The organism is Streptomyces sp. NPDC056738, assembly GCF_042790435.1.
Taxonomy (GTDB): domain Bacteria; phylum Actinomycetota; class Actinomycetes; order Streptomycetales; family Streptomycetaceae; genus Streptomyces.
The window spans coordinates 90,505-114,601 of the sequence record NZ_JBHTZF010000003.1 but is presented as its reverse complement, the minus strand read 5'-3'; the positions used below and the strand labels follow the sequence as shown (position 1 = coordinate 114,601).

Below are 24,097 nucleotides of genomic sequence, written 5' to 3'. Positions count from 1 at the left end.
ATCAGCCCAGCGACAGCACCACGAGCGCGACCGTCGCCGCCGTCTCCGCGAGAGCGCCGAACACATCGCCGGTGACACCGCCGAAGCGCCGGGTGCAGTGCCGCAGCAGCAGGTCGGCGGCCAGGGCGGACAGCACCACCGCCGTCGCCGCGCGCACGATGTCGTACGTCCCCACGAGCGCGCCCGCGCCCGCCGCCGCCCCGGTCACGGCCACCGCCACCGCCAGCGCGCCCCACACCGGCACGGTGCCCGCGACGGCCGCGCCCAGACCCCCCGGGCGGGCCGCCGGCACGCCGGTGCGGGCGGCCAGGGTGAGGGCGAGGCGGGCGGCGACCGCCGCGACGACGGCCGCGAGGACACCCCGGCCCCACGAGACCTCGTACGCCTGCGCGAGTGCCGCCACCTGGGCGAGCAGGACGAACACGAGGGTGATCACGCCGAACGGGCCGATGTCCGACTGCTTCATGATCCGCAGCGCGTCCTCGGCCGGCTTTCCGCTGCCCAGTCCGTCCGCGGTGTCGGCGAGTCCGTCGAGGTGCAGACCCCGGGTCAGGGCGGCCGGTACGGCGGCGGTGGCCACGGCCGCGAGCAGCGCGCCCGAGCCCATGGCCAGCAGCACCACGCCCGCCAGCGCCGCGCCCGCCCCCACGGCCAGACCGGCCAGGGGGGCGCACAGCATGCCGCCGCGCGCCGCGTCGCGGTCCCAGCGGGTCACCGTCACCGGGAGCGCGGTGAGGGTGCCGAAGGCGAAGCGGAGGCTGTCGGGCAGGGAGGCGCCGGAGGCGGTCTTGGGCATCGGCGCAGGCTACCCGGACGCCCGGAGGGCGGATACAGCGGTGCTGGATAAAGTTCGCATATGGGTCATTGGTTGTATCGGAACATCGTCGAGCCCGGGAAGCTCCCCCTGTTCCTGGCGCTGGCCTCGTTCGTCGTGACCTTCGTGGTCACCCGCGTCGTCGTGCGGATGATCCGCGCCGGCAAAGGGCCCTTCGGCAACGTCAAGGCCGGTGATCTGCACATCCACCACGTGGTCCCCGGAGTCGTGCTCACCGTGATCGGCGGCTTCGGCGCCGTCGCCGGAAGCCGCTACGGCTTCTGGCCCTGCGTGAGCGCCGTGGTCTTCGGCATCGGAACGGGCCTCGTGCTCGACGAGTTCGCGCTGATCCTGCACCTCGACGACGTCTACTGGACCGAGGACGGACGCAAGAGCGTGGAGGTCGTGGTGGTCACGGCGGCCCTCCTCGGCCTGATGCTCAGCGGCTTCTCGCCGCTCGGCGTCAACGACGTCAGCGACCAGGAGGCGCAGGACCGCGCGAGCGCGATCGTGACCATCGTCCTGAACTTCCTCTTCGTGCTGCTCACCCTGAGCAAGGGCAAGGCCCGCATGGCGATCTTCGGAGTGATCGTGCCCTTCATCGCCTTCATCGGCGCCATCAGACTGGCCAAGCCCGCCTCGCCCTGGGCGAAGCGCTTCTACCGGAACCGGCCGCGCGCCCGTGCGAAGGCCAGGCTGCGCGCGTACCGGCACGACCGCCGCTGGGCGGGCCCCGCCCGCAGGCTTCAGGAGTGGATCGGCGGCAAACCCGACCCCGCTCCCGCCCGATCCCTGTCCGAACGACGGTGACGCGCGGCGGACAGAGCGCACACCACCAGCACCGCGGCGATCGCCGCCAGATGCTCCTTGCCCGCCAGGTTGTCCTTGACGACCACCTCGGCCACCATCGCCCCGATCACGATCCCCGCCGTCACGTACGCCCGGTAGCGCCAGCCGAGGAACACCGCGAGGCCCACCACCGCCGCCGACGGACCGGTGTCCACGACCAGCGCGTCCGCACCGGGCAGCCCCAGGGGACGGTGCGGTCCGAGCGCGATCCCGACCCGGGCGTACAGCGTCCCGGCCAGCGTGGCGACGTACGCGAGGACCAGGGTGCGCCACCAGCCCAGACAGATCTCCGCGATCCCGAAGACGATCAGGATCTGCGCGAGCGCGCCCCACACCGGCAGGTCGAGCGCCGGCACGAACAGGGACAGCGGCGTGCGGACCAGCGCGAGCCACAGCGGGTCCTCGGCCCGGACGGCCCCCGTGTCCTGCACCAGCCGGTAGCCCCAGGACTGGTTCTGGACGAACTGCAGGACGGCCGTCAGGCCCACCGCGCCGAGGGTCATCGGGACCGCCCGCCACCCTCTCGCCCGCAGGGCCCGGCGCACGGTCGCGTACAGCAGACCCCACTCGGCGCGGGCCCAGCGGGCGAGTGCGCTCATCCGGTCGTCCCCACGGCTCTCCTCGCGCCGGCTCCCGCCGGTCTCATCGGTGCGACTCCAGGTGCTTGCGGTGCAGCCACTTCGGCAGACCCGGCGCCTCCAGGAACCCCTCGGCGCGCGCGGACGCGACCCCGATGCGCAGCAGGTCCGCGCTCTTCTCGAAGAGCAGGAACCGCGGCTCCCAGATGGGCCGGTACTTGGCGTTGGCCCGGTACAGCGACTCGATCTGCCACCAGCGGGAGAAGAAGCTGAGCAGCGAACGCCACAGCCGCAGCACCGGACCCGCGCCGAGACGCGCCCCCCGTTCGAAGACCGAACGGAACATCGCGAAGTTGAGCGAGACCTGGGTGATCCCGATCTCCCCGGCGCGCCGCAGGAGTTCGATCACCATGAACTCCATGAGCCCGTTCTCCGCGTCGCGGTCGCGCCGCATCAGATCGAGGGAGAGCCCGCCGGGACCCCAGGGCACGAAGGACAGCACCGCCCTCAAGTCGCCCTCGGCGTCCGTGCATTCGAGCATCACGCAGCGCCCGTCCGCGGGGTCGCCGAGCCGTCCCAGCGCCATGCTGAAACCGCGCTCGGTCGCGCCGTCGCGCCAGTCGTCCGCGCGCTGGAGCAGATACGCCATCTCGGCGGCCGGGATGTCCTCGTGCCGCCGGATGCGCACCCGGTACCCGGCCCGCCCGACCCGGTTGTAGGCCTGCCGGACGGTTCGCATCGCCCGCCCCTCCAGGGTGAACTCGGCCGTCTCGACGAGGGCTTCGTCGCCCAGCTCCAGGGCGTCCAGGCCGTGCCGGGAGTAGACGGTGCCCGCCTCCTCGCTCGCGCCCATCACCGCCGGGATCCAGCCGTGCTCCCGGGCCTCGGCCAGCCAGGGCTCGATGGCGCCGGGCCATGCCTCGGGGTCCCCGATGGGGTCACCGCTCGCCAGCGAGACCCCGCCCACCACCCGGTACGCGACGGCCGCCTTGCCGGTGGGCGACCAGACCACGCTCTTCTCCCGGCGCAGCGAGAAGTAGCCCAGCGAGTCCCGGTCGCCGTTGCGCTCCAGCAGCGCCCGCAGCCGTTTCTCGTCGTCCTCGGTGAGCGGGTCGACGGCGCGGCGGGAGCGGAACGCGGCGTAGAGGACGGCGAGGACCAGCAGGGTGCTGAGCACGTTGATGCCGACGTTGACCCAGTTCGGGGTGGCGATCCCGGGGTAGTGGGAGTCGTCGGCGGCGACCGAGACGAGCCGCAGGGTGCCGTAGCGCCAGCGGTCCAGGAAGGTCGAACGGTGCGCGTCGTGAGCGTCGTTGGTGACGGTGACCAGCAGCGTGGCGAGCAGCGAGGTGACCAGGAGCCCGCCGATCGCGACGGCCGCCGCGAGCTTGGGGTTGGACCGGTCGCCCTTGGCGTAGAACTCCCGGCGGCCGGCGGCCAGGCAGCCCACGAACGCCGCGGTCAGCGCGAGCGAGACCCAGTTCTGCGCGTACTGGCGGATCTCCGGGAACGCCATCGCGACGCCGAACAACAGGAGGAACAGGCCCCCGAGCACGGAGTTGAGGATCCACGCGGCCCGCTTGCGCCGCCGCATGGTGGTGGCGAGGAACATCGTGAACACACCGGAGGCGAAGCCGGCCGTCAGCAGATAGGGCGTGAAGAAGTTCTCGGTGTTGTGCCGCCGCACGTCCTGTCCGAGGGAGACCCAGGCGGCGCTCAGAAAGTTGATGAACGTGACCGCGCGCAGGTACCAGACGGCGAGGGCGGCGGCCCGCCGGGACCCGGCCGTGGACCGCCGCTCCCCGTCACTCCGGCGGCCCGCAGCCCGCTCCTGCTCAACAGCGACGGCAACGGCAATCCCGGCATCTCCCATAAAACGGGATGATATGGGGCAAGAAGAGCACTAAGAGGTCATTGAGTCCCTGGGGGAGCCGCGGTGAATTCAGCCCCTCCGGCGTTTGAGGAGCGGGGTCCGGGGCGGAGCCCCGGGTACGGGACGGGTAGGGGCGGAGGGGGCGAAAAGAAGCCTGCGTGCGGCCCGGCGGACCGGGCCTACGCGTCGGCGTCGGAGCCGAGGCTCGGGGCGGGCCCGGACTCGGGCCCGGCGTCCGCCCCGGACTCGGAAGGCGCGTCCGGGGTCTCCTCCGCCGCCGGAACAGCGGCCTCCGGCAACTCCGCCGCAAGACTCGCCGCGGCCCGGACCAACGGCAACGCCAGCAGCGCCCCGACCCCCTCACCCACGGTCACCCCATGATCGAGCAACGGCTCGAGAGCCATCCGGTCCAAGGCCTTGGCCTGCGCCGGCTCCCCGCTCCGCTGCCCCGCCAGCCACCAGTCCGGCGCCCGGAAGGCGACCCGCTGACCGACCAGCGCGCACGCCGCCGACACCACACCGTCCAGGATCACCGGCATCTTGCGCACCGCGCTCTGCAGCAGGAACCCGGTCATCGCCGCCAGATCGGGCCCGCCCACCGTGGCGAGAAGCTGAAGCTGGTCGCCGAGCACAGGCCGCGCCCGCCGCAGCGCGTCACGCACCGCGGCGCACTTGCGCATCCACGCGAGGTCGTCGATGGCCTGCCCGCCCCGCCCGGTGACGACGGACGCGTCGGTCCCGCACAGCGCCGCGACCAGGACGGCCGCCGCCGTGGTCCCGCCCACGCTGAGGTCGCCGAGCACCACCAGATCCGTACCGGAGTCCGCCTCCTCGTCGGCGACGGCCATGCCGGCCCGGAACGCGGCCTCGGCCTCCTCCGGCGTCATCGCGTCCTCGACGTCGATCCGCCCCGAACCGCGCCGGACCCGGTGCCGTACGACCTCGTCGGGCAGCCCCTCGGGGTCCGAGTCCAGCGACATGTCGATCACGCGCACGGGCACGCCCAGCCCCCGGGCCAGCACCGACGCGGGGCTCCCGCCCTCCAGGACCGCCCGCACCAGCCGGCCGGCCTCGCCCGCGGGGCGCGCCGACACACCGAGGGCGGCGACCCCGTGGTCGCCGGCGAACAGCACGGCGCGCGGGTGCTCGATCGGCCGCACCGGCACCGCGGACTGCGCCGCCGCCAGCCATTCACCCAGGTCGTCGAGACGGCCCAGCGCCCCGGGCGGCACGGTCCTGCGCTCCCGGTACGCCTCGGCGTCACGGCGCACGCCTCCGTCGGGACGCTCGATCAGATCGGTGAAGTCGTCGAGATTAAGCGAGCTCATTCGCCGAACAGTACCGGCACTGATCGAACGTGTCCGCGCCACGTCGTTGCGCTCCGGATCACCATCGCATACGTACCGTTTGTATCGGATTGTCGTACGGCTCGTCCCCGACAGGAGCGTCCATGCCCCCCACCCCGCAGCCGGTCTCCGAACGCCGTGCCGCCTACGCGGCCGAACTCGCCCAGGGCACGGCCCGGTTCCACGAACCACGCCGCGCCGACTGCCCGTGGTGCGGCTCGAACCGCCTGCACACCCGAGTGCGCACACCGGATCTGCGCCAGCGCAAGCCGGGAACGTTCGTCGTCGACGTGTGCGGGGACTGCGCCCACGCCTTCCAGAACCCCCGCCTGACCGCGGAGGGCCTGGCCTTCTACCGGCGCGAGGCGCGCGAGGACGCACACGACGGCCTGGCCGGACGGCCGTCCGGCGCCCGCGGCGCAGCCCGCCGTCACCTCGCGGCCGCCCGCGCCCTCCTGCCCTTCACGGAACCGGAGAGCTGGCTCGACATCGGCACCGGGCACGGCCATTTCCCGGCGGCCGCCAGGGAGATCCACCCGTACACCTCCTTCGACGGCCTCGACCCGACCCGGCGCGTGGAGCGGGCGCGGGCGGCGGGACGGGTGGAGGAGGCGCACGTCGGACGGCTCACCGACCCGCGGATCGCCGAGCGGCTGCGGGCCCGCTACGACGTCGTGAGCATGCTCCACCACCTGGAGCACACCCCCGAACCGCGTGAGGAACTGCGGGCCGCGCTCGAGGTGTTGAGACCCGGCGGCCACCTCCTGATCGAAGTGCCCGACCCCGACTGCGCGTTCGGCGCGCTGCTCGGCAAGTGGTGGCCCGAGTACGGCCAGCCGCGCCATCTGCACCTCGTGCCGCTGCCCAACCTGCTCGGCGAACTGGAGGCCCTCGGCTGCGTGGTCGTCGCCACGGACCGGCGCGAGCCGCACGTCCCCCACGACCTCTCGGGCGCCCTCGCCCTGGCGCTCGGGCGTGCCCTCCCCGGCCCCGACGCCCCCTGGCGCCCGGCACCGCCGACGCCCCTCCAGCGGACCACGCGCCGGGCCCTGGGCCGGGCGTCCGCCCCGCTCCTCGCCTCGGCCGGCGCGCTGGACCGGCTGCTGGCCCCCCTGCTGCGCCGCACCCGCTTCTCGAACGCGTACCGCGTCATCGCCCGCAAGGAGGACTGAACCGCCGCCGGCGCCCCGGCCCGACTCCCCGCCGGTGATCCGGCCGGATCCGCCACCGACGAGGAGCCCCGAGGCCCGGACCGCCGCCCGTGCCCCGGCCCGATCCGCCGCCGGTGCCCCGGCCCGGACCGTCGCCCGAGACCTGACCTGGACCGCTGCCCGCGCCCCGACCCGTTCCGCCCCGACCCGTTCCGCCCCCGTGCCCCGGCCCGAATCCCCCCGACGACCAGCCCCGAGGCCCGGACCGCCCTCGTCCTCCGTCAGCCCCGCAGGGTCAGGGCCTGCCCCGCCACCACCAGCAGCACGTGCTCGCACTCCCCGGCGAAGGCCGCGTTCAGACGGCCGAGTTCGTCGCGGTAGCGGCGGCCGGAGGCGGTGGCTGGCACGATGCCCGAGCCGACCTCGTTGGAGACGGCGACGAGCGTGCGGCGGGTGCGGCGGACCGCCGCGACGAGCTCCTCCACGCGGGCGCGCAGGGCGCGCTCACCGCCCCCCGACCACTCGGCGTCGTCCCAGGCGTCCACCGCGTCCATGGCGTCCGTCAGCCACAGCGAGAGACAGTCGACCAGCAGCGGCGGGCCGTCCTCGGCGAGGAGAGGCACCAGATCGCAGGTCTCGACGGTCTGCCAGGAGCCGGGCCGCCGCTCCCGGTGGAGCCGCACCCGATGCGCCCACTCGGAGTCCCCGCCGCGCGTCCCTCCCGTGGCGACGTACAGGACGTCGGCGAAGGCCTCCATCCGCCGTTCCGCCTCCACCGACTTGCCCGACCGCGCCCCGCCGAGCACCAGGGTCCTGCGCGGCACGTCGGGCACGTCCTCGTAGACGCCGACGTCCAGCGTCGTCCCGTCGGGCACGGCCCGCGCGCCCGCCGCGGCGAGCCGCCTGCGCAGCTCCGCCCCCGGGGGCACGTCGTGGTCGAGGTGCACCGCGACGACGTCCGTCGTCGGGTCGACCGCGCCGGCCGCGCGCAGCTTCGCCAGCGCGTCGGGCCGCCCCACGACGTCCAGGAGCACCATGTGGTACGCCTCGCCGTTCTCGTCCAGACCCGCCGGTGCCGCGCCCGGCGGCAGGTACAGCAGCCGCTGTCCGGCCGGGCCGGTCACCGCGTAGCCCGTACCGGGCGCGTCCATCGGCACCGCCCGCACCCGGTGACCCGTCAGCAGCGCCAACTCCCGTCCGTCGGGCACCCGGCCGGGCTGCGGCAGCCCGGCCGGCACCTCCACGGCGGGCCCGTCGTGCGGATGGGAGAGCAGCACCTGCCGTACGCCGCCCAGCGAGTGCCCGGCGCGGGCCGCCGCGAACGCGGCGCCGGGCGTGAGGTCGAGCAGCAGCGTGCCGTCCACGAGCAGCGCCGTCGCCGCCCGCGCCTCCTCGCCGAGCGCGCTCGCGCAGGCGGCGCAGGGACAGTCGGGGCGGGGCAGGCCCGCGGGGGCACCGGTGCCGAGCAGAGTCAGTTCCACGCCGCCGATTTTTCCGTGTCCCCGGACGTCTTGCGCGTCCGGCTAGGCTTCGGACGGGAGGCGGATCTTGTCCGGCTTCCGCTGTGCAGTGTGCTCACACCTTGGAGGCGTACATGGCGGCATGGACGTGGCGGTTCGAGAAGTCCGACGGGACAGAGGTCCAACCCGCGGTGCAGCCGGAGGAGTTCACCACCCAGGGCGACGCCGAGTCCTGGATCGGTGAGGTCTGGAAGGACCTCCTGGCGGGCGGCGCCGACCAGGTGTTCCTCTTCGAGGACAGCACGCAGATCTACGGCCCGATGAGCCTGCACGCCGAACCGGAGTAGGCCGGTAGGGGTTGCCGGGGCCACACCCCGGCAACCCGCCGCCGCCCACCGCGGCACCCGTGCGGGCGACACCGGCGGCGGGGGCACGCTCAGCCCCGTACTCCGCACAGATGCAGGAGGGCCGCCACCTGGCGGTAGGGGTCCGTCCGGCCGGCCCGCTCCTCCGCGGCCAGCATCGCCTCCGCGTCCGGCGGCACCGGGGCGCCGTCGGCCGCCGTGTCCGTGAAGACGCGCACCCCGTACCAGGCGTGCAGCGGGGCCCCGATCCCGGCGAGCGTGCCGGTCAGCGTGGCGAGACGGTCCGCGCGGACGTCGAGACCGAGCCGGTTCGTGTACGCGGTCGTGTCGAACGAGGCCAGGGCCGTCGGCCAGTCCCCGCCGATCCCCGGCCGCATGGCCAGCGCGTCCGCGTTGCGCACCAGCAGCGAGAGCAGTCCGCCCGGGGCCAGCATCCGCGCCAGCCCGGCCAGCAGGGCGTCCGGCTCCTCGACGTACATCAGGACGCCGTGGCACAGCACGACGTCGAAGCTGCCCGGCAGGAAGTGCACACCGGTCTCGTGCCCGTCGCCCTCGATGAGGCGCACCCGGCCGCGGATGCCCTCGGGCTCGGCGGCCAGCGCCTCACGGGCCACGGACATCATCGTGGCGTCCCGTTCGAGACCCGTCACCTGGTGGCCGGCCCGCGCGAGGCGCAGGGCCTGTGTGCCCTGGCCCGCCCCGACGTCCAGCACCCGCAGGCGCTGTCCCACCGGATACCGCCCGGTTATCTGCTCATCGAGCTGCCGGGCCACCAGTTCCTGTCGTACGACATCCCGCAGCCCGCCCAGCCTGCTCAGCCAGGCATCCGCCGCGCCCCCGGAGAACGACGTAGTGCTCAGGGCCGCTCTCCGCGCTTGACCTGCGGCTTCGGCAGCCGGAGTCGACGCATCTGGAGCGTGCGCATCAGCGCGTAGCGGACGGCGCCCTTCGTGTTCTCGTCCGGGAAGCGCTCGTTGAGCTGCTTCCTCAGGCGGAACGCGAGGACGAACGAGTCGACCACGATCATCACGATGACGACCAGCCAGAGCAGCAGCGCCACGTTCTTCAGGATGGCGACCGGCACCACGCTCAGCATGAGGATGATCACGGCCAGCGGCAGGAAGAGCTCGGCGACGCACAGCCGCGAGTCCACGTAGTCGCGCGCGAACCGGCGCACCTTGCCCTTGTCGCGCACGGGCAGATACCGCTCGTCCCCGTTGGCGAGGGCCTGGCGCTGCCGCTCCATCGCCGTACGGCGGTCGTCGCGCTGGCGCTTCGCGGCCTCCTTGCGCGTCGTCGGCGTCTGGGCGACGCTGCGGCGCTGGGTCTGGGCCTCACTGCGCTTGGGCGTGGGGCGGCCCTTGGGGGCCTGAGGGTCACGGGTCACTTTGGAGTCGGTCACCGGCGCCTTGTCGGCGGGGGCCTTCTCTTCCTTCGCACGGCTACGGAACACAAAACCCAAGGGTACGGGGTCCGCGAGCATGGACGTCGATCGAGTGGGGAACGATCCGGCAACACCGTGCGTCTGTGCTGGACAGAGGGGACGTCGTTCCGGGGTTCCCCCCGGGTGCCACCTACTCCTCACGCCGGAGCGGGGGCGGGCGCAGTCGTCCTTGGGGATGAGCGCATCCGTCCCCGAACAGTGCGGTAATGGATGCAGGGCCCGTACTGTGGGTCCTGTTGCAGTACCTGGAGCTGGAGTCCGTCAGAAGGGGGCGCGCGAAGCCCATGAGCGGTGTCATGAAGCGTATGGGGATGATCTTCCGCGCGAAGGCGAACAAGGCCCTTGACCGGGCCGAGGACCCGCGCGAGACCCTCGATTACTCCTACCAGAAGCAGCTCGAGCTGCTCCAGAAGGTCCGGCGCGGTGTCGCCGACGTGGCGACCAGCCGCAAGCGGCTGGAACTGCAGCTCAACCAGCTCCAGAACCAGTCCACCAAGCTGGAGGACCAGGGCCGCAAGGCCCTCGCCCTCGGCCGCGAGGACCTCGCCCGTGAGGCGCTCTCGCGCCGCGCCGCGCTCCAGCAGCAGGTCACCGACCTGGAGACGCAGCACCAGACCCTGCAGGGCGAGGAGGAGAAGCTCACCCTCGCGGCACAGCGCCTTCAGGCCAAGGTCGACGCCTTCCGTACGAAGAAGGAGACGATCAAGGCGACGTACACGGCGGCCCAGGCACAGACCCGGATCGGCGAGGCCTTCTCCGGCATCTCCGAGGAGATGGGCGACGTGGGGCTCGCCATCCAGCGCGCCGAGGACAAGACCGCGCAGCTCCAGGCGCGGGCCGGCGCGATCGACGAGCTGCTCGCCTCCGGTGCCTTGGACGACCAGTCCGGGCTGGCGAAGGACGACATCCAGAGCGAGCTGGACCGGATCTCCGGCGGCTCGGACGTGGAGCTCGAGCTGCAGCGCATGAAGGCCGAGCTGGCCGGCGGTTCCTCGTCGCAGCAGCAGGCGATCGAGGGCGGCAAGGGCCAGTCCCAGCCCTCGCAGCAGCAGGACACTCCGCGCTTCGACAAGCAGTGACCTGGCGGGCCCATGCCTGAGGAGGCGACATGATCGTACGGATCATGGGGGAGGGGCAGGTGAGGCTGGACGACGGCCGCCTCACCACCCTGAACAAGCTGGACGACGAACTGCTCACCGAGATGGAGAGGGGTGACGAGTCCGGCTTCCGCCGCACTCTGGCCGCCCTCCTGGACGCGGTGCGCGCCGCGGGAACCCCGCTCCCCGACGACTCGCTGGAGCCGTCGGAGCTCATCCTCCCGTCTCCGGACGCCACCCTCGAAGAGGTCCGCGAGATGCTCCGCGACGACGGCCTGATCCCCGGCTGACCCCTGCCCGCGTGTCTCCGGCGTCCCGTGGGACGCCGGGGGCGGTCCGTGCCCGGGCCGGGAGCCGGGCCGCGCCCACAGTGGTGCCGTACCGACAGGTCCCCCGTCCCGCAGCGCCCCGTACCGTGGACCGGATGAGCACCCTGGAGCGTACGAGGGACTGGCTGAGGGACCACCCCCTCGCCCTGGACGCCGCCGTCGCCGGCGGCGTCCTCGTCAGCATGGTGGCCGGCTCCTTCGTCGACGCGCACGGTGCCGACGGGACGACCTGGAGCGCCCGCACCCCGGACGCGCTCAGCCTCGCCCTGATGGGGCTCGCGGCCGCGGCCCTGGTCTTCCGCCGCCGCGCCCCCATGAAGGTCCTCGCGGCGACCGTCGGCGTCTCCCTGGTAGAGCTGGTGACCGCCGACCCCCGCGCCCCGGTGGCCATGTCCGCCGTCGTCGCCCTCTACACCGTGGCCTCGTCCACCGACCGCCCCACCACCTGGCGCGTCGGCCTGGTCACCATGACCGTCCTGACGGCGGTCGCCATGCTCGCCGGGCCGCTGCCCTGGTACACCCAGGACAACCTCGGCGTCTTCGCCTGGACCGGCATGGCCGCCGCGGCCGGTGACGCCGTCCGCAGCCGGCGCGCCTTCGTCCACGCGATCAAGGAACGCGCCCTGCGGGCCGAGCGCACCCGGGAGGAGGAGGCGCGCCGCCGGGTCGCCGAGGAGCGGCTGCGGATCGCCCGCGATCTTCACGACGTCGTCGCCCACCACATCGCCCTCGTCAACGTGCAGGCCGGAGTCGCCGCCCACGTCATGGACAAGCGCCCCGACCAGGCCAAGGAGGCCCTCGCCCACGTACGGGAGGCGAGCCGGTCCGCGCTGAACGAACTGCGTGCGACCGTCGGCCTGCTGCGTCAGTCCGGCGACCCCGAGGCCCCGACCGAGCCCGCCCCCGGGCTCGCCCGGCTCGACGAGCTCGCCGACACCTTCCGCAACGCGGGACTCCCCGTCGAGGTGGCCCGCTCCGACTCCGGAACGGTGCTGCCCGCGGCCGCCGACCTCGCCGCGTACCGGGTGATCCAAGAGGCCCTGACCAATGTGCGCAAGCACGCCGGCCCGGGCGCGAAGGCCGAGGTCAGCGTGGTCCGGGTGGGGCCGGTGGTGGAGGTGACCGTCCTCGACAGCGGCCCGGGACACGGCCCCGGCGGAGAGACCCTCCCGGGACAGGAGAGCGGACCGGGAGCGGAGGGGAACGGCCCCGGCACCGGAGCGGACACCGGCCCGCAGGAGGGCGGCGGCCACGGGCTGCTCGGCATGCGCGAGCGCGTCACCGCGATCGGCGGGAGCTGCACGGCCGGTCCCCGCTACGGAGGCGGCTTCCGCGTCCATGCGATCCTTCCGGTCAAGAACCGCGCCACCGCCCTGGGGGACCCCGTATGACGATCCGTGTCGTGCTCGCCGACGACCAGGCGCTGCTGCGCAGCGCCTTTCGCGTGCTGGTCGACTCGGAGCCCGACATGGAGGTCGTGGGGGAGGCCGCCGACGGCGCCCAGGCCGTGGCGGTGACCCGCGAGGAGCGGGCCGACGTGGTGCTGATGGACATCAGGATGCCGGGCACCGACGGACTCGCCGCCACCCGCCAGATCACCGCCGACCCGGGCCTCGCCCACGTACGCGTCGTGATGCTGACCACCTTCGAGGTCGACGAGTACGTCGTGCAGTCGCTGCGCGCCGGCGCGTCCGGGTTCCTCGGCAAGGGCGCCGAGCCCGAGGAACTGCTGAACGCCATCCGGATCGCCGCCGGCGGCGAGGCGCTGCTGTCCCCGGCCGCCACCAAGGGCCTCATCGCCCGGTTCCTCGCGCGGGACGACGACGAGCCCGGCGCCGCCCGCTCCGCGCGGCTCGACGCGCTCACCGGGCGCGAGCGCGAGGTCCTCGTCCAGGTCGCCGCGGGCCACTCCAACGACGAGATCGCCGAGCGTCTCGAAGTGAGTCCGCTCACGGTGAAGACGCACGTCAACCGCGCCATGGCCAAACTCGGCGCCCGTGACCGGGCCCAGCTCGTCGTCATCGCGTACGAGTCGGGGCTGGTACGCCCCCGGGTGGACTGAGCGTCATCTGCGCGTACTGCGCCTGGAGTAGGTTCCGGGTAAGGAAATGGACCCAGGGGCTACGGATCACCGCCCGTCCATGACCCAAGGTGTGACGTGGGGAGTTCCCCCGTCCCCCGCGTTCCGCTCGAACCACGGAAAAGAGACCCACCACCCATGTCCTGGCTGTCCAGATTCAGCCTCGCGCAGCGGGCCCTCATAGGGCTGATGTCGATCATCGCGCTCGTCTTCGGGGCGATAGCGATCCCCCAGCTCAAGCAGCAGTTGCTGCCCACCATCGAACTGCCCGTGGTGTCGGTGCTCGCGCCGTACCAGGGTGCGTCTCCCGACGTGGTCGAGAAGCAGGTCGTCGAGCCCGTCGAGAACAGCCTCCAGGCCGTCGACGGCATCACCGGTGTCACCTCCACCGCGAGCGAGGGCAACGCCGTCATCATGGCGTCCTTCGACTACGGCAACGACACCAAGCAGCTCGTCGCCGACGTCCAGCAGGCCGTCAACCGGGCCCGCGCCCAGCTCCCCGACGCGGTCGACCCGCAGGTCATCGCCGGCTCGACCGACGACATGCCGACCGTCGTCCTCGCCGTCACCTCCGGCCAGGACCAGCAGGCGCTCGCCGACCGGCTCGACCGCACCGTCGTCCCCTCCCTGGAGGGCATCGACGGCGTCGGCCGGGTCCAGGTCGCCGGTGTGCGGGACCTCCAGGTCACCGTCACGCCCGACGACCGGAAGCTGGCGAAGGCGGGCCTGACGCCGGCCGCCCTCGGCCAGGCACTCCAGGCGGGCGGGGCGACCGTCCCGGCCGGCTCCTTCGACGAGGACGGCGGCAACCGCACCGTGCGCGTCGGCGGCGGCTTCACCTCGCTGCGCCAGATCCAGGACCTGATGGTCGTGGGACAGCCCGGCAAGAAGCCGGTGCGCCTCGGCAGCGTCGCCACGGTCGCGCAGGAGCCGGCCAAGGCCGACTCCATCACGCGCACCGACGGCCGGCCGAGTCTCGCCGTGACCGTCACCATGGACCACGACGGCAGCGCCGTCGCCATCTCCGACGCGGTCAAGGACAAGCTCCCCGGCCTGCGCGCCGACCTCGGCGCCGGATCGGCGATCACCGTCGTCAGCGACCAGGGCCCGGCGGTCTCCAAGTCCATCCACGGGCTGACCACCGAGGGTGCCCTCGGTCTGCTGTTCGCGGTCCTGGTCATCCTGCTGTTCCTGGCGTCGGTCCGCTCGACGCTGGTCACCGCGGTGTCCATCCCGCTGTCCGTGGTGCTGGCCCTGGTCGTGCTGTGGACCCGTGACCTGTCGCTGAACATGCTGACGCTCGGCGCGCTCACCATCGCGATCGGCCGGGTCGTCGACGACTCGATCGTCGTCCTGGAGAACATCAAGCGGCACCTCGGCTACGGCGAGGAGCGCCAGGAGGCGATCCTCACCGCCGTTCGCGAGGTGGCCGGGGCGGTCACCTCCTCGACGCTCACCACGGTCGCCGTCTTCCTGCCGATCGGTCTGACCGGCGGCATGGTCGGCGAACTGTTCGGCTCCTTCAGCCTCACGGTCACGGCGGCGCTGCTGGCGTCCCTGCTCGTGTCGCTGACGGTCGTCCCCGTGCTCTCGTACTGGTTCCTGCGCGCGCCCAAGGGCACCCCCGCGGACGCCGAGGAGGCCCGCCGCAAGGCCGAGGAGAAGGAGGAGCGCAGCCGTCTCCAGCGCTTCTACGTCCCGGTCCTGCGCTTCGCCACCCGCCGCAGGCTGACCAGTGTGCTCATCGCGGTCGCGATCCTCGTCGGCACGTTCGGCATGGCGCCCCTGCTGAAGACCAACTTCTTCGACCAGGGCGAGCAGGAAGTCCTCAGCGTCAAGCAGCAGTTGAAGCCGGGCACCAGCCTGGCCGAGACCGACGCGCAGGCGAAGAAGGTCGAGAAGCTCCTCGACGGCGTCAAGGGTGTCAAGGACTACCAGGTCACCATCGGCTCCTCCGGCTTCATGGCGGCCTTCGGCGGCGGTACGGACACCAACCAGGCGTCGTACCAGATCATGCTGGAGGACTCCGCGTCCTCGAAGGACGTCCAGGACCGCGTGGAGAAGGAGCTCGGCACGCTCTCCGGCGCCGGCACCATCACCGTCGCGGCCGGCGACGGGTTCGGCAGCCAGGACCTCAAGGTCGTCGTGAAGGCGGCCGACGCGGCCGTGCTGCGCGAGGCGGCCGGCCAGGTCCGTGACGAGGTGGCGAAGCTCGACGGCGTCACCGACGTGACGAGCGACCTGTCCCAGAGCGTCCCGCGCATCTCGGTCAAGGCCAACTCCAAGGCCGCGGCGGCAGGATTCAACGACGCCACCCTCGGCGCGGCCGTCACCCAGGCGGTGCGCGGCACGACCACCGGCAAGGCGGTCCTGGACGACACCGAGCGCGACGTGGTGATCAAGTCCGCGAAGCCGGTCACCACGATCGCGGAGCTGCGCGGGCTGCGGCTCGGCGCGGTCAAGCTCGGCGACATCGCGGACGTGAAGCTGGTCGACGGACCGGTCGCGATGACCCGGATCGACGGCCAGCGGGCCGCCACGATCACCGCCAGGCCGACCGGCGACAACACCGGCGCGGTCAGCAACGACCTGACGGCCAAGCTCGCGAAGCTGAAGCTGCCGGCCGGTGCCACGGCGTCGATCGGCGGTGTCTCCTCGGACCAGAGCGACGCGTTCAAGAACCTGGGCCTGGCGATGCTCGCGGCGATCGCGATCGTCTTCATGCTGCTGGTGGCGACGTTCCGCTCGCTCGTCCAGCCGCTGATCCTGCTCGTGTCGATCCCGTTCGCGGCGACCGGCGCGATCGGCCTGCTCGTCGTGACGGGCACCCCGATGGGTGTTCCGGCGATGATCGGCATGCTGATGCTCATCGGCATCGTGGTGACGAACGCGATCGTCCTGATCGACCTCGTCAACCAGTACCGGGCGCAGGGCTACGGCGTGGTCGAGGCCGTGATCGAGGGCGGCCGGCACCGGCTCCGCCCGATCCTGATGACGGCGCTGGCGACGATCTTCGCGCTGCTGCCGATGGCGCTGGGCGTGACCGGTGAGGGCGGCTTCATCGCGCAGCCCCTCGCGGTGGTCGTGATCGGCGGTCTCATCACGTCGACGCTGCTGACGCTGCTGCTCGTCCCGACGCTGTACGCGATGCTCGAACTCCGCAAGGAGCGCAGGGCGAAGAAGCGGGCGGCCAAGCGCGAGGCGAAGTCCGGCGCGGGCACCGACAAGAGTGCCGTCGGCGACGAGGACAAGTCCCCGGAGCCGGCCGGAGTCTGACCGGTTCCACGAGGCGGCCCCCGCCCCGGCGTTCACGCGCCGGGGCGGGGGCCGCGCGCTGTCCGGCCGGGCGCGGCGGCGTGAAGAGGGAGCGCATGACGGCGGAGCGGGGTGACGGCGGAGCGGGGTGACGGCGAAGAGGGGTGACATCGAAGAGGCGCCCCTCGGTCCGAGGGGCGCCTCTTCGATGTCGTGCGCGGGGGAGCGGCGGTGGCTACGGCAGCGCCAGCATCCGCTCCAGCGCCAGCTTCGCGAACGCCTCGGTCTCCTTGTCGACCTCGATGCGGTTCACCAGGTTGCCCTCGGCGAGGGACTCCAGGGTCCACACCAGGTGGGGAAGGTCGATGCGGTTCATCGTCGAGCAGAAGCAGACCGTCTTGTCGAGGAAGACGATCTCCTTGCCCTCGGGCGCGAACCGGTTCGCGAGACGCCGTACGAGGTTCAGCTCCGTGCCGATCGCCCACTTGGACCCGGCCGGGGCGGCCTCCAGGGCCTTGATGATGTACTCGGTGGAACCGACGTAGTCCGCCGCCGCGACGACCTCGTGCTTGCACTCGGGGTGCACGAGGACGTTGACGCCGGGGATGCGCTCGCGCACGTCGTTCACCGAGTCCACGCTGAAGCGGCCGTGCACCGAGCAGTGGCCGCGCCACAGGATCATCTTCGCGCCGCGCAGCTCCTCCGTGGTCAGCCCGCCGTTCGGCTTGTGCGGGTTGTAGAGCACGCAGTCGTCCAGGGACATGCCCATGTCGCGGACGGCGGTGTTGCGGCCGAGGTGCTGGTCGGGCAGGAACAGCACCTGCGAGCCCTGCTCGAAGGCCCACTCCAGGGCGCGCTGGGCGTTCGACGACGTACAGATCGTGCCGCCGTGCTTGCCGGTGAACGCCTTGATGTCCGCGGAGGAGTTCATGTACGAGACGGGAACGACCCGCTCGGCGATGCCGGCCTCGGTCAGGACGTCCCAGCACTCGGCGACCTGCTCGGCGGTGGCCATGTCGGCCATCGAGCAGCCCGCGGCGAGGTCCGGCAGGACGACCTTCTGGGCGTCGCCCGTCAGGATGTCGGCGGACTCCGCCATGAAGTGCACACCGCAGAAGACGATGTACTCGGCCTCCGGGCGGGCCGCCGCGTCGCGGGCCAGCTTGAACGAGTCACCCGTGACGTCAGCGAACTGGATGACCTCGTCGCGCTGGTAGTGGTGTCCGAGCACGAAGACCTTGTCGCCGAGCTTCTCCTTGGCCGCCCGCGCGCGCTCGACCAGGTCCGGGTCGGACGGCGAGGGCAGGTCGCCGGGGCACTCGACGCCCCGCTCGCTCTTCGGGTCGGCCTGGCGGCCGAGCAGCAGCAGGGCGAGGGGCGTCGGCTGTACGTCGAGCTCCTGGGTCTGGGCGGTGGTCACGACACGCACCCTTTCTGTTCTGCGGGTCGCCGGGCTCCTGGTGGAGCGGGCCGGCGGTACGATGCCTTTTCGTCTATTTGACGCTATCTATCATAACCGCTTCACGTCACGTTGACGATGGCCATAGCGTCCATGTGACGTGAATCCCGGTCGCCTCTCCGGCGGGTGACACCCCGGTGTCCGTGGGGTTGTCCACAGGCCGGTGTTCGTGCGCGGGCGCATGTGCGAGCATGAAGAGAAGGCACAAGACATGAGCTCGGCCCGGAATGAATCCGCGGCCCCGCGGGTTGCAACCTGCGGCAAGCAGTCTCCGTACAACCCGGGAGAGAAGCAGATGTCCGTATCGGACGAGACCACCACCGTGAACGACGGCATCATCCTGTCCGACGCCGCCGCCGCCAAGGTCAAGGCCCTGCTCGACCAGGAAGGCCGCGAGGACCTGGCGCTGCGCGTCGCCGTTCAGCCCGGCGGCTGCTCCGGCCTGCGGTACCAGCTCTTCTTCGACGAGCGCTCGCTCGACGGCGACGTCGTGAAGGACTTCGACGGTGTGAAGGTCGTCACCGACCGCATGAGCGCCCCGTACCTGGGCGGCGCCTCGATCGACTTCGTCGACACCATCGAGAAGCAGGGCTTCACGATCGACAACCCGAACGCGACCGGCTCCTGCGCCTGCGGCGACTCCTTCAGCTAGTCGGCCCCCGGGGCCCGGTCCACGGCTCGTGGCGAAGGCACGTACACGCGGAGTACGAACGAAGGCGGCGTCCCCCTGTGAGGGGACGCCGCCTTCGCATGTCCGGGACGCCTTCGCGTGCCCGGGACCGGCAGGCCGCTACCGGGGGCCCGCCGACGCCGCTCCCGAGGCCCCGGGGACGGCGACGAGCCCGTGGTGGACCGCCTTGCCGTCGCTGCCCACGACCTCGCGGCGGCCCAGCGGCTCGTCCAGGCGCACGGTCTTCTCGTAGAACTTGGCGATCATGATGCAGACCTTGTTCTTCCAGGGCTTCGCCGTCACGGTCACGGTGACCTTGCCGGAGCTCTCGCTCACCGACACCGTGTAGTGGGCGCACACCCCGCCGGTGTAGCCGACCGTCAGGTCCCTGCCGTCGGCGGTGTAGCCCTGGACGCCGACGTCACGCGTGGCCGCCGGTGCGGAAGGCTCGCCGGGCGGCGCCGGGACGGTCGGGTCCGTGCTCGGCGGCGCCGGCGACTCCGGCGAGGCCAGGAACGCCGGGTCGACCGCCGGGTGCGTCACGGTGTACGTGTCCTGCGCGCCCGGGGCCCGCACCTCGAACAGCCAGGACGGCACCAGTGCCTGCCGCCCGTCCGCGCGCTGCGCCGCCAGCCCGAAGGTGGCCTTCTCGACGGTCGCCGTCTGCGCCTTCGGCTCCGGGGACGGGTGCTCGCACGGCATCTCGTCCCGGTCCTTCAGCGGTACGGGGCTCGCGCAGCCGCCGATGCCCATGCGCCGGTCGCCGCCCGTCGCCGGCGCCGATCCGTTCATCGCGTCCAGCGCCTTCCGCGCGCCGACGACCGGGTACGCGTCTCCGCGCACCGGAGTCTTCAACTGGCCGCTGCCGCCCACGACATGACCGTCCGCGCCGATGCGCAGGCCGGTCGTCCAGCCGTACGTGGGCAGTCCGTCCACGACCGGGTCGGCGTTCACGACCCGTACCCGGTCCATGAGCTGGCTCGCGTCGAGCTTCGCGTCGTCCTGGCCCACCGCCTTCAGCACGGGCGCCGCCGCCTTCTCGGCCGCCGCCTCGCTCACCGGGCCGGGCGTGGAGCCGGACGCGGAACCGGACGCGGAGCCGGAGCCCGCCGGGCCGCACACCGTCACCTTGACGCAGTTGTCGCCTCCCGGGAGGGCGGAGCTGTAGGTCCAGGTTCCCGGGGCGTCCGCGGTCACCCGCAGATTCGGCTCGGTGCCGTCCTTGGCGGTGCCGACCGTCCAGGCGTCCCCGGCGAGCCGGGGCGTTCCCGCCAGGCCCAGGGCCTTCGCGAGCCGCGCCACCTCGGTCCGGGTCACCTTGCCCTCGGCCCACTGCACGTGCGCCGAGCCGGGGCCCTCGGGGAGCGTGCCGCTCGCGCGGTAGGTGGTGCCGTAGGGGTTGGGCTCGCCGGGCGCGATGCCCGCCGTACCGCCCGTGGACCCGTCGCCGGTGGTGCTCGCGGCGTAGCCGTCGAGGGCGAGCGGCGGGGGAGTGCCGTCGGCCCCCGGGGTGCCGGAGCGGTCGCCGCCGGACGCCGTCGTGGCGAAGTAGGCGCCGCCGCCCCCGACGAGCAGCACGGCGGCGACGACCGAGGCGACGAGCGCCGGGGTGTTCCGCCGACGGCCCCCACCGGCCCCCGCGTCACCCCCGAGGACGGCGACGTCGGGGTGCTCGTCCCCGTCCCGACCGTCCCCGGAACCCTCGGGGAGAGCGGCGGAATCGGGGGAGTCCTTGCCGGAGCCGGAGCCGGAGCCGGAGCCGGAGCCGGAGCCGGAGCCGGACTCGGGGTCGGACTCGGACTCGGGGTCGGAGCCGGGGTCGGCGTCGCGCGCGCCGGGAGCGGCCACGTCGGCGGCACCCTCGACCGCCTCGCCGGCCTCGCCTTCGACGGGAACCTCGGTCCCGCCGCCGGAGGAGTCCGTCACCCTGCCGGTGACTGAATCCGCAGCGGTGTCCTCGGCCCGCTCCCCGGGGGGAACCTCGGTGGTGTTCTCCGGGGCGGCCTCGGCGGTGTTCTCGGCCGCCTTCTCGGCGGGACCCTCGGCGTGACTCCCGGCGGGATCGGTCGCGTCGTTGTCGGGTCGCTCGGTGCTCACCGCATCGCTCCTTCGGCTCCACTGCAGTCCCATGACCCGGCCCTGTCGATGACGGGCACTCCAGGGTCGTATGGCGCATCCCTTTTACGGGGGACGGCGATGGGACGCAGCGGGGGAGCGCACGGTTCCCTGCGAGCGCACTCCTTCTTCGCCCGGTCGGCGCCGCCGGGAAACTCTCACCCGTTCGGCGCCGCCGGGCCCTCACCCGTACGGCGGCGCCGTACGGACGCCGCCGGTCAGTCGCCGTAGTCGGACATCGCGTCCAGCAACCGCGCCGAGGCGGGCGGCACGGTCACCCCGTGGATGAGGGAGGGGGAGACGTGGAGCGGGGGGACGGGTGCGGGGGCCGACCAGTGACCGGCCATCCGGGCGCAGTCGCCGCGCAGCGACGCCAGATCGCCTTCCAGGTCGCCGACCGGGCCGAGCGGGGCGGTGCCATGGACCTTGAGGTTCGTCATACCGGAACCGTAAGCACCGTTGCCGTCACGAAGAAAGATCTACTATCGGGTAGTTTTGGCCCTTCAGGGGTCGCGTGCGGACCCGGTAGCGTTAACTGTCAATCCCCTCCCCTCGCAGGAGCGTGTCCTAGCCGTGCGTATCGCAGTCACCGGCTCCATCGCCACCGACCACCTCATGACCTTCCCCGGCCGTTTCGCCGACCAGTTGGTCGCCGATCAGCTGCACACGGTCTCCCTCTCCTTCCTGGTCGACAACCTCGATGTCCGGCGCGGCGGGGTCGGCGCGAACATCGCGTTCGGCATGGGTCAGCTCGGTACCCGCCCGATCCTCGTCGGAGCCGCCGGTTCCGACTTCGACGAGTACCGCGCCTGGCTGGACCGGCACGGCGTCGACACCGCGTCCGTGCGCATCTCGGAGGTGCTGCACACCGCGCGCTTCGTGTGCACCACGGACGCCGACCACAACCAGATCGGCTCGTTCTACACGGGCGCGATGAGCGAGGCCCGCCTCATCGAGCTCAAGGCCGTCGCGGACCGGGTCGGCGGTCTCGACCTCGTCCTGATCGGAGCGGACGACCCCGAGGGGATGCTCCGCCACACCGAGGAGTGCCGCTCGCGCGGGATCCCGTTCGCCGCCGACTTCTCGCAGCAGATCGCGCGCATGAACGGCGACGAGATCCGGGTCCTGCTCGACGGCGCGACGTTCCTCTTCTCGAACGAGTACGAGAAGGGGCTCATCGAGTCCAAGACGGGCTGGACCGACGAGGAGATCCTCGCCAAGGTCGGCCACCGGGTGACCACCCTCGGCTCGCGCGGTGTCCGTATCGAGCGCGTCGGCCACGACCCGATCGAGGTCGGCTGCCCCGAGGAGGAGCTCAAGGCGGACCCGACGGGCGTCGGTGACGCGTTCCGCGCCGGCTTCCTCTCCGGCCTCGCCTGGGGCGTCGGCCTGGAGCGCGCCGCGCAGGTCGGCTGCATGCTCGCCACCCTGGTCATCGAGACGGTCGGCACGCAGGAGTACCAGCTCAGCCGCGCCCACTTCATGGACCGCTTCACCAAGGCGTACGGCGACGACGCCGCCACCGAGGTCCGGGCGCACCTGTCCTAGACCCTGCCGCAGACCCCGGGTCCGGGCCCGCCTCCGTCCGACGGGAGCGGGCCCGGAGCCCTGTCCGGAGGAGGCGGGCCCGCCCGGTTCCGCGGAGGCCGGGGGCCCGGTTCGCGGTGCGGTGCTACGACAGCCGGCGGACCACGTAGGCCGAGCCGTGATCGGCCGGCTCCTCCCCGACGTACTCCTGGCCCCGCATCTCGCACCACGCGGGGATGTCGAGGCGGGCCGCCTCGTCGTCGGACAGGACCCGCACCGTCCCGCCGACCGGCACGTCCCCGATGACCTTGGCCAGCTCGATGACGGGGATCGGGCAGCGCCTGCCCAGCGCGTCGACCACCAGCGCGTCGGCGGAGGCGGGCACCTTCGTCACCGCCGTCGGCGCACCCAGCTTCTCGCGGACGCCCGAGACCGCCCCCGGGAGCACCGACAGGAACCGGTCGACGTCCTCCTCCGGGGTGCCGGGCGGCAGCGACACGCGGACATTGCCCTCGCTCAGGACACCCATCGCCTTCAGGACATGGCTGGGGGTCAGGGTGCTGCTCGTGCACGACGAGCCCGAGGAGACCGAGAAGCCCGCCCGGTCCAGTTCGTGCAGCAGAGTCTCCCCGTCGACATAGAGACAGGAGAAGGTGACGATCCCCGGGAGCCGGTGGACCGCGTCGCCGACCACCTCGACGTCCGGCACCAGCGCGGGCACCCGCGCCCGGATCCGCTCCGTCAGTTCGCGCAGCCGGGCCGCCTCCTGCGCCGCCTCCGCCCGGACGGCGCGCAGCGAGGCCGCCGCGGCGACGATCGCCGGGATGTTCTCGAACCCGGCCGCCCGCCCCGACTCCCGCTCGTCCACGGGCCCTTGGGGAGCGAACCGTACGCCCTTGCGCACGACGAGCAGGCCGACGCCCGAGGGACCACCCCATTTGTGGGCACTCGCCGCCAACAGGGACCAGTCGCCCTCCACCGGGCCCCAGCCCAGGGACTGGGCCGCGTCCACCAGCAGCGGCACTCCTGCCTCCCGGCACATCTGTGCCACCTCGGCCACCGGCTGCTCCGTGCCCACCTCGTGGTTGGCGGACTGGAGACAGGCCAGCGCGGTGCCCGGGCGCAGGGCCTCGGCGTAGGAGGAAGGGGACACCCTTCCGGTGCGCGCGACCTGAACGCGGGTCACCGCGCCGCCCGACGCCTCGTGCGCGTCCGCCGAATGGAGCACCGACGAATGTTCGACCGCTGACACGATCAGGTGGTGTCCGACGCGCCGCCGGCCCGCCAGCGCACCCTCGATCCCGGAGTGCACAGCGCGGGTGCCGGAGCTGGTGAAGGCCAGCTCGTCGGGGCGGCAGCCCACCGCCTCGGCCGCGGCCTCACGCGCCGCGTCGAGGAGCAGCCGGGCCCTCCTTCCCTCGCGGTAGAGGCGGGCGGGATCGGCCCACCCCTCGTCGAACGAGGCCTGCAGGGCCTGCCGGGCGACGGGATGCAGCGGGGCCGCGGAGGCGGCGTCGAAGTAGGACACGCCCCCCACGCTAGCTCCGTCAGGGTCCGCGCCCGCCCGCCGCCGGCCCTCCCAAGGGGGCGTCAGAAGCCATCCGGACCGGGGCATTCCAGGTACTCTGACAAGGCCTTGAAGGCCAAACAGCACTCCTTCGGGGAGTCGGGCGGCGCGTTGGGCA

At 72.8% G+C, this 24,097-nt stretch carries 21 protein-coding genes; 10 read left to right on the top strand and 11 right to left on the bottom strand.

Going from position 1 to position 24,097, the window contains the following annotated elements:
- Position 1 precedes the first annotated feature (1 nt).
- Entirely contained in the window at positions 2–796 is a 795-nt protein-coding gene (locus ACFRIC_RS07925) for an adenosylcobinamide-GDP ribazoletransferase (protein ID WP_382781139.1), read from the bottom strand.
- Positions 797–856: 60 nt separating this feature from the next.
- Here ACFRIC_RS07925 and ACFRIC_RS07920 point away from each other — a divergent pair, with 60 nt between their 5' ends.
- The gene (locus ACFRIC_RS07920) at positions 857–1,624 is read left to right on the top strand and encodes a hypothetical protein (protein ID WP_382781136.1); all 768 of its coding nucleotides are present in this window, start codon (positions 857–859) and stop codon (positions 1,622–1,624) included.
- Here ACFRIC_RS07920 and ACFRIC_RS07915 read toward each other — a convergent pair.
- The 3 genes from ACFRIC_RS07915 to cobT form a co-directional block, all read right to left on the bottom strand.
- Entirely contained in the window at positions 1,561–2,262 is a 702-nt protein-coding gene (locus ACFRIC_RS07915; RefSeq protein WP_382781134.1) for a hypothetical protein, read from the bottom strand. The genes ACFRIC_RS07920 and ACFRIC_RS07915 overlap by 64 nt on opposite strands.
- 43 nt (positions 2,263–2,305) lie before the next feature.
- Positions 2,306–4,114 carry a phosphatidylglycerol lysyltransferase domain-containing protein gene (locus ACFRIC_RS07910; RefSeq protein ID WP_382781131.1) on the bottom strand — a complete coding sequence of 603 codons (1,809 nt, stop codon included), beginning with the start codon at positions 4,112–4,114 and terminating at the stop codon, positions 2,306–2,308.
- A 179-nt stretch (positions 4,115–4,293) separates the two neighbouring features.
- Positions 4,294–5,442 carry a nicotinate-nucleotide--dimethylbenzimidazole phosphoribosyltransferase gene (cobT, locus tag ACFRIC_RS07905; protein WP_382781128.1) on the bottom strand — a complete coding sequence of 383 codons (1,149 nt, stop codon included), beginning with the start codon at positions 5,440–5,442 and terminating at the stop codon, positions 4,294–4,296.
- Between the two features lie 122 nt (positions 5,443–5,564).
- Here cobT and ACFRIC_RS07900 point away from each other — a divergent pair, with 122 nt between their 5' ends.
- Positions 5,565–6,632 (top strand): class I SAM-dependent methyltransferase, encoded by a 1,068-nt coding sequence (locus ACFRIC_RS07900; protein ID WP_382781125.1) that lies wholly within the window; start codon positions 5,565–5,567, stop codon positions 6,630–6,632.
- A gap of 260 nt (positions 6,633–6,892) precedes the next feature.
- Here the strand turns inward: ACFRIC_RS07900 and ACFRIC_RS07895 are convergent, their stop codons facing one another.
- Positions 6,893–8,092 carry a bifunctional adenosylcobinamide kinase/adenosylcobinamide-phosphate guanylyltransferase gene (locus tag ACFRIC_RS07895; RefSeq protein WP_382781123.1) on the bottom strand — a complete coding sequence of 400 codons (1,200 nt, stop codon included), beginning with the start codon at positions 8,090–8,092 and terminating at the stop codon, positions 6,893–6,895.
- 113 nt (positions 8,093–8,205) lie between these two features.
- Between ACFRIC_RS07895 and ACFRIC_RS07890 the strand changes: the two genes are divergently transcribed.
- Positions 8,206–8,418, top strand: a complete 213-nt coding sequence (locus ACFRIC_RS07890) for a hypothetical protein (protein WP_261706966.1) — start codon at positions 8,206–8,208, stop codon at positions 8,416–8,418.
- A gap of 89 nt (positions 8,419–8,507) precedes the next feature.
- Here the strand turns inward: ACFRIC_RS07890 and ACFRIC_RS07885 are convergent, their stop codons facing one another.
- Both ACFRIC_RS07885 and ACFRIC_RS07880 read right to left on the bottom strand, forming a co-directional pair.
- Positions 8,508–9,209, bottom strand: coding sequence for a class I SAM-dependent methyltransferase (locus ACFRIC_RS07885; RefSeq protein ID WP_382781120.1), 702 nt, complete (start codon positions 9,207–9,209; stop codon positions 8,508–8,510).
- 83 nt (positions 9,210–9,292) lie between these two features.
- A complete protein-coding gene (locus tag ACFRIC_RS07880; RefSeq protein ID WP_382781117.1) occupies positions 9,293–9,919 on the bottom strand; it encodes a DUF3043 domain-containing protein in 627 nt (208 codons plus the stop codon).
- A 245-nt stretch (positions 9,920–10,164) separates the two neighbouring features.
- On the opposite strand from ACFRIC_RS07880, the gene ACFRIC_RS07875 reads away from it, so the two are divergent.
- The 5 genes from ACFRIC_RS07875 (at position 10,165) to ACFRIC_RS07855 (ending at position 16,662) form a co-directional block, all read left to right on the top strand.
- Positions 10,165–10,959, top strand: coding sequence for a PspA/IM30 family protein (locus ACFRIC_RS07875; protein ID WP_382782721.1), 795 nt, complete (start codon positions 10,165–10,167; stop codon positions 10,957–10,959).
- A 29-nt stretch (positions 10,960–10,988) separates the two neighbouring features.
- On the top strand, positions 10,989–11,267 hold the full coding sequence (locus ACFRIC_RS07870; protein ID WP_382781114.1) for a hypothetical protein: 279 nt from the start codon (positions 10,989–10,991) through the stop codon (positions 11,265–11,267).
- Positions 11,268–11,401: 134 nt separating this feature from the next.
- Positions 11,402–12,697: a sensor histidine kinase gene (locus tag ACFRIC_RS07865; RefSeq protein WP_382781111.1), complete on the top strand. Its 1,296-nt coding sequence runs from the start codon at positions 11,402–11,404 to the stop codon at positions 12,695–12,697.
- Positions 12,694–13,368, top strand: a complete 675-nt coding sequence (locus tag ACFRIC_RS07860; protein ID WP_382781108.1) for a response regulator — start codon at positions 12,694–12,696, stop codon at positions 13,366–13,368. Before ACFRIC_RS07865 ends, ACFRIC_RS07860 begins: the two co-directional genes overlap by 4 nt.
- Before the next feature lie 156 nt (positions 13,369–13,524).
- On the top strand, positions 13,525–16,662 hold the full coding sequence (locus tag ACFRIC_RS07855) for an efflux RND transporter permease subunit (RefSeq protein ID WP_382781105.1): 3,138 nt from the start codon (positions 13,525–13,527) through the stop codon (positions 16,660–16,662).
- Positions 16,663–16,876: 214 nt separating this feature from the next.
- Here ACFRIC_RS07855 and nadA read toward each other — a convergent pair whose 3' ends face one another.
- Positions 16,877–18,061, bottom strand: a complete 1,185-nt coding sequence (gene nadA, locus ACFRIC_RS07850; protein WP_382781102.1) for a quinolinate synthase NadA — start codon at positions 18,059–18,061, stop codon at positions 16,877–16,879.
- A gap of 334 nt (positions 18,062–18,395) precedes the next feature.
- Here nadA and erpA point away from each other — a divergent pair, with 334 nt between their 5' ends.
- A complete protein-coding gene (gene erpA / locus ACFRIC_RS07845) occupies positions 18,396–18,752 on the top strand; it encodes an iron-sulfur cluster insertion protein ErpA (protein WP_037623995.1) in 357 nt (118 codons plus the stop codon).
- A 138-nt stretch (positions 18,753–18,890) separates the two neighbouring features.
- Here the strand turns inward: erpA and ACFRIC_RS07840 are convergent, their stop codons facing one another.
- Positions 18,891–20,867 (bottom strand): hypothetical protein, encoded by a 1,977-nt coding sequence (locus ACFRIC_RS07840; RefSeq protein WP_382781100.1) that lies wholly within the window; start codon positions 20,865–20,867, stop codon positions 18,891–18,893.
- Positions 20,868–21,103: 236 nt separating this feature from the next.
- On the bottom strand, positions 21,104–21,325 hold the full coding sequence (locus ACFRIC_RS07835; RefSeq protein ID WP_326788238.1) for a hypothetical protein: 222 nt from the start codon (positions 21,323–21,325) through the stop codon (positions 21,104–21,106).
- A 133-nt stretch (positions 21,326–21,458) separates the two neighbouring features.
- Between ACFRIC_RS07835 and ACFRIC_RS07830 the strand changes: the two genes are divergently transcribed.
- Complete coding sequence (locus tag ACFRIC_RS07830) at positions 21,459–22,433, top strand: carbohydrate kinase family protein (protein ID WP_382781096.1); 975 nt, start codon at positions 21,459–21,461, stop codon at positions 22,431–22,433.
- Positions 22,434–22,557: 124 nt separating this feature from the next.
- On the opposite strand, the gene ACFRIC_RS07825 is transcribed toward ACFRIC_RS07830, so the two are convergent.
- Positions 22,558–23,940: a cysteine desulfurase/sulfurtransferase TusA family protein gene (locus tag ACFRIC_RS07825; RefSeq protein ID WP_382781093.1), complete on the bottom strand. Its 1,383-nt coding sequence runs from the start codon at positions 23,938–23,940 to the stop codon at positions 22,558–22,560.
- Positions 23,941–24,097 lie beyond the last annotated feature (157 nt).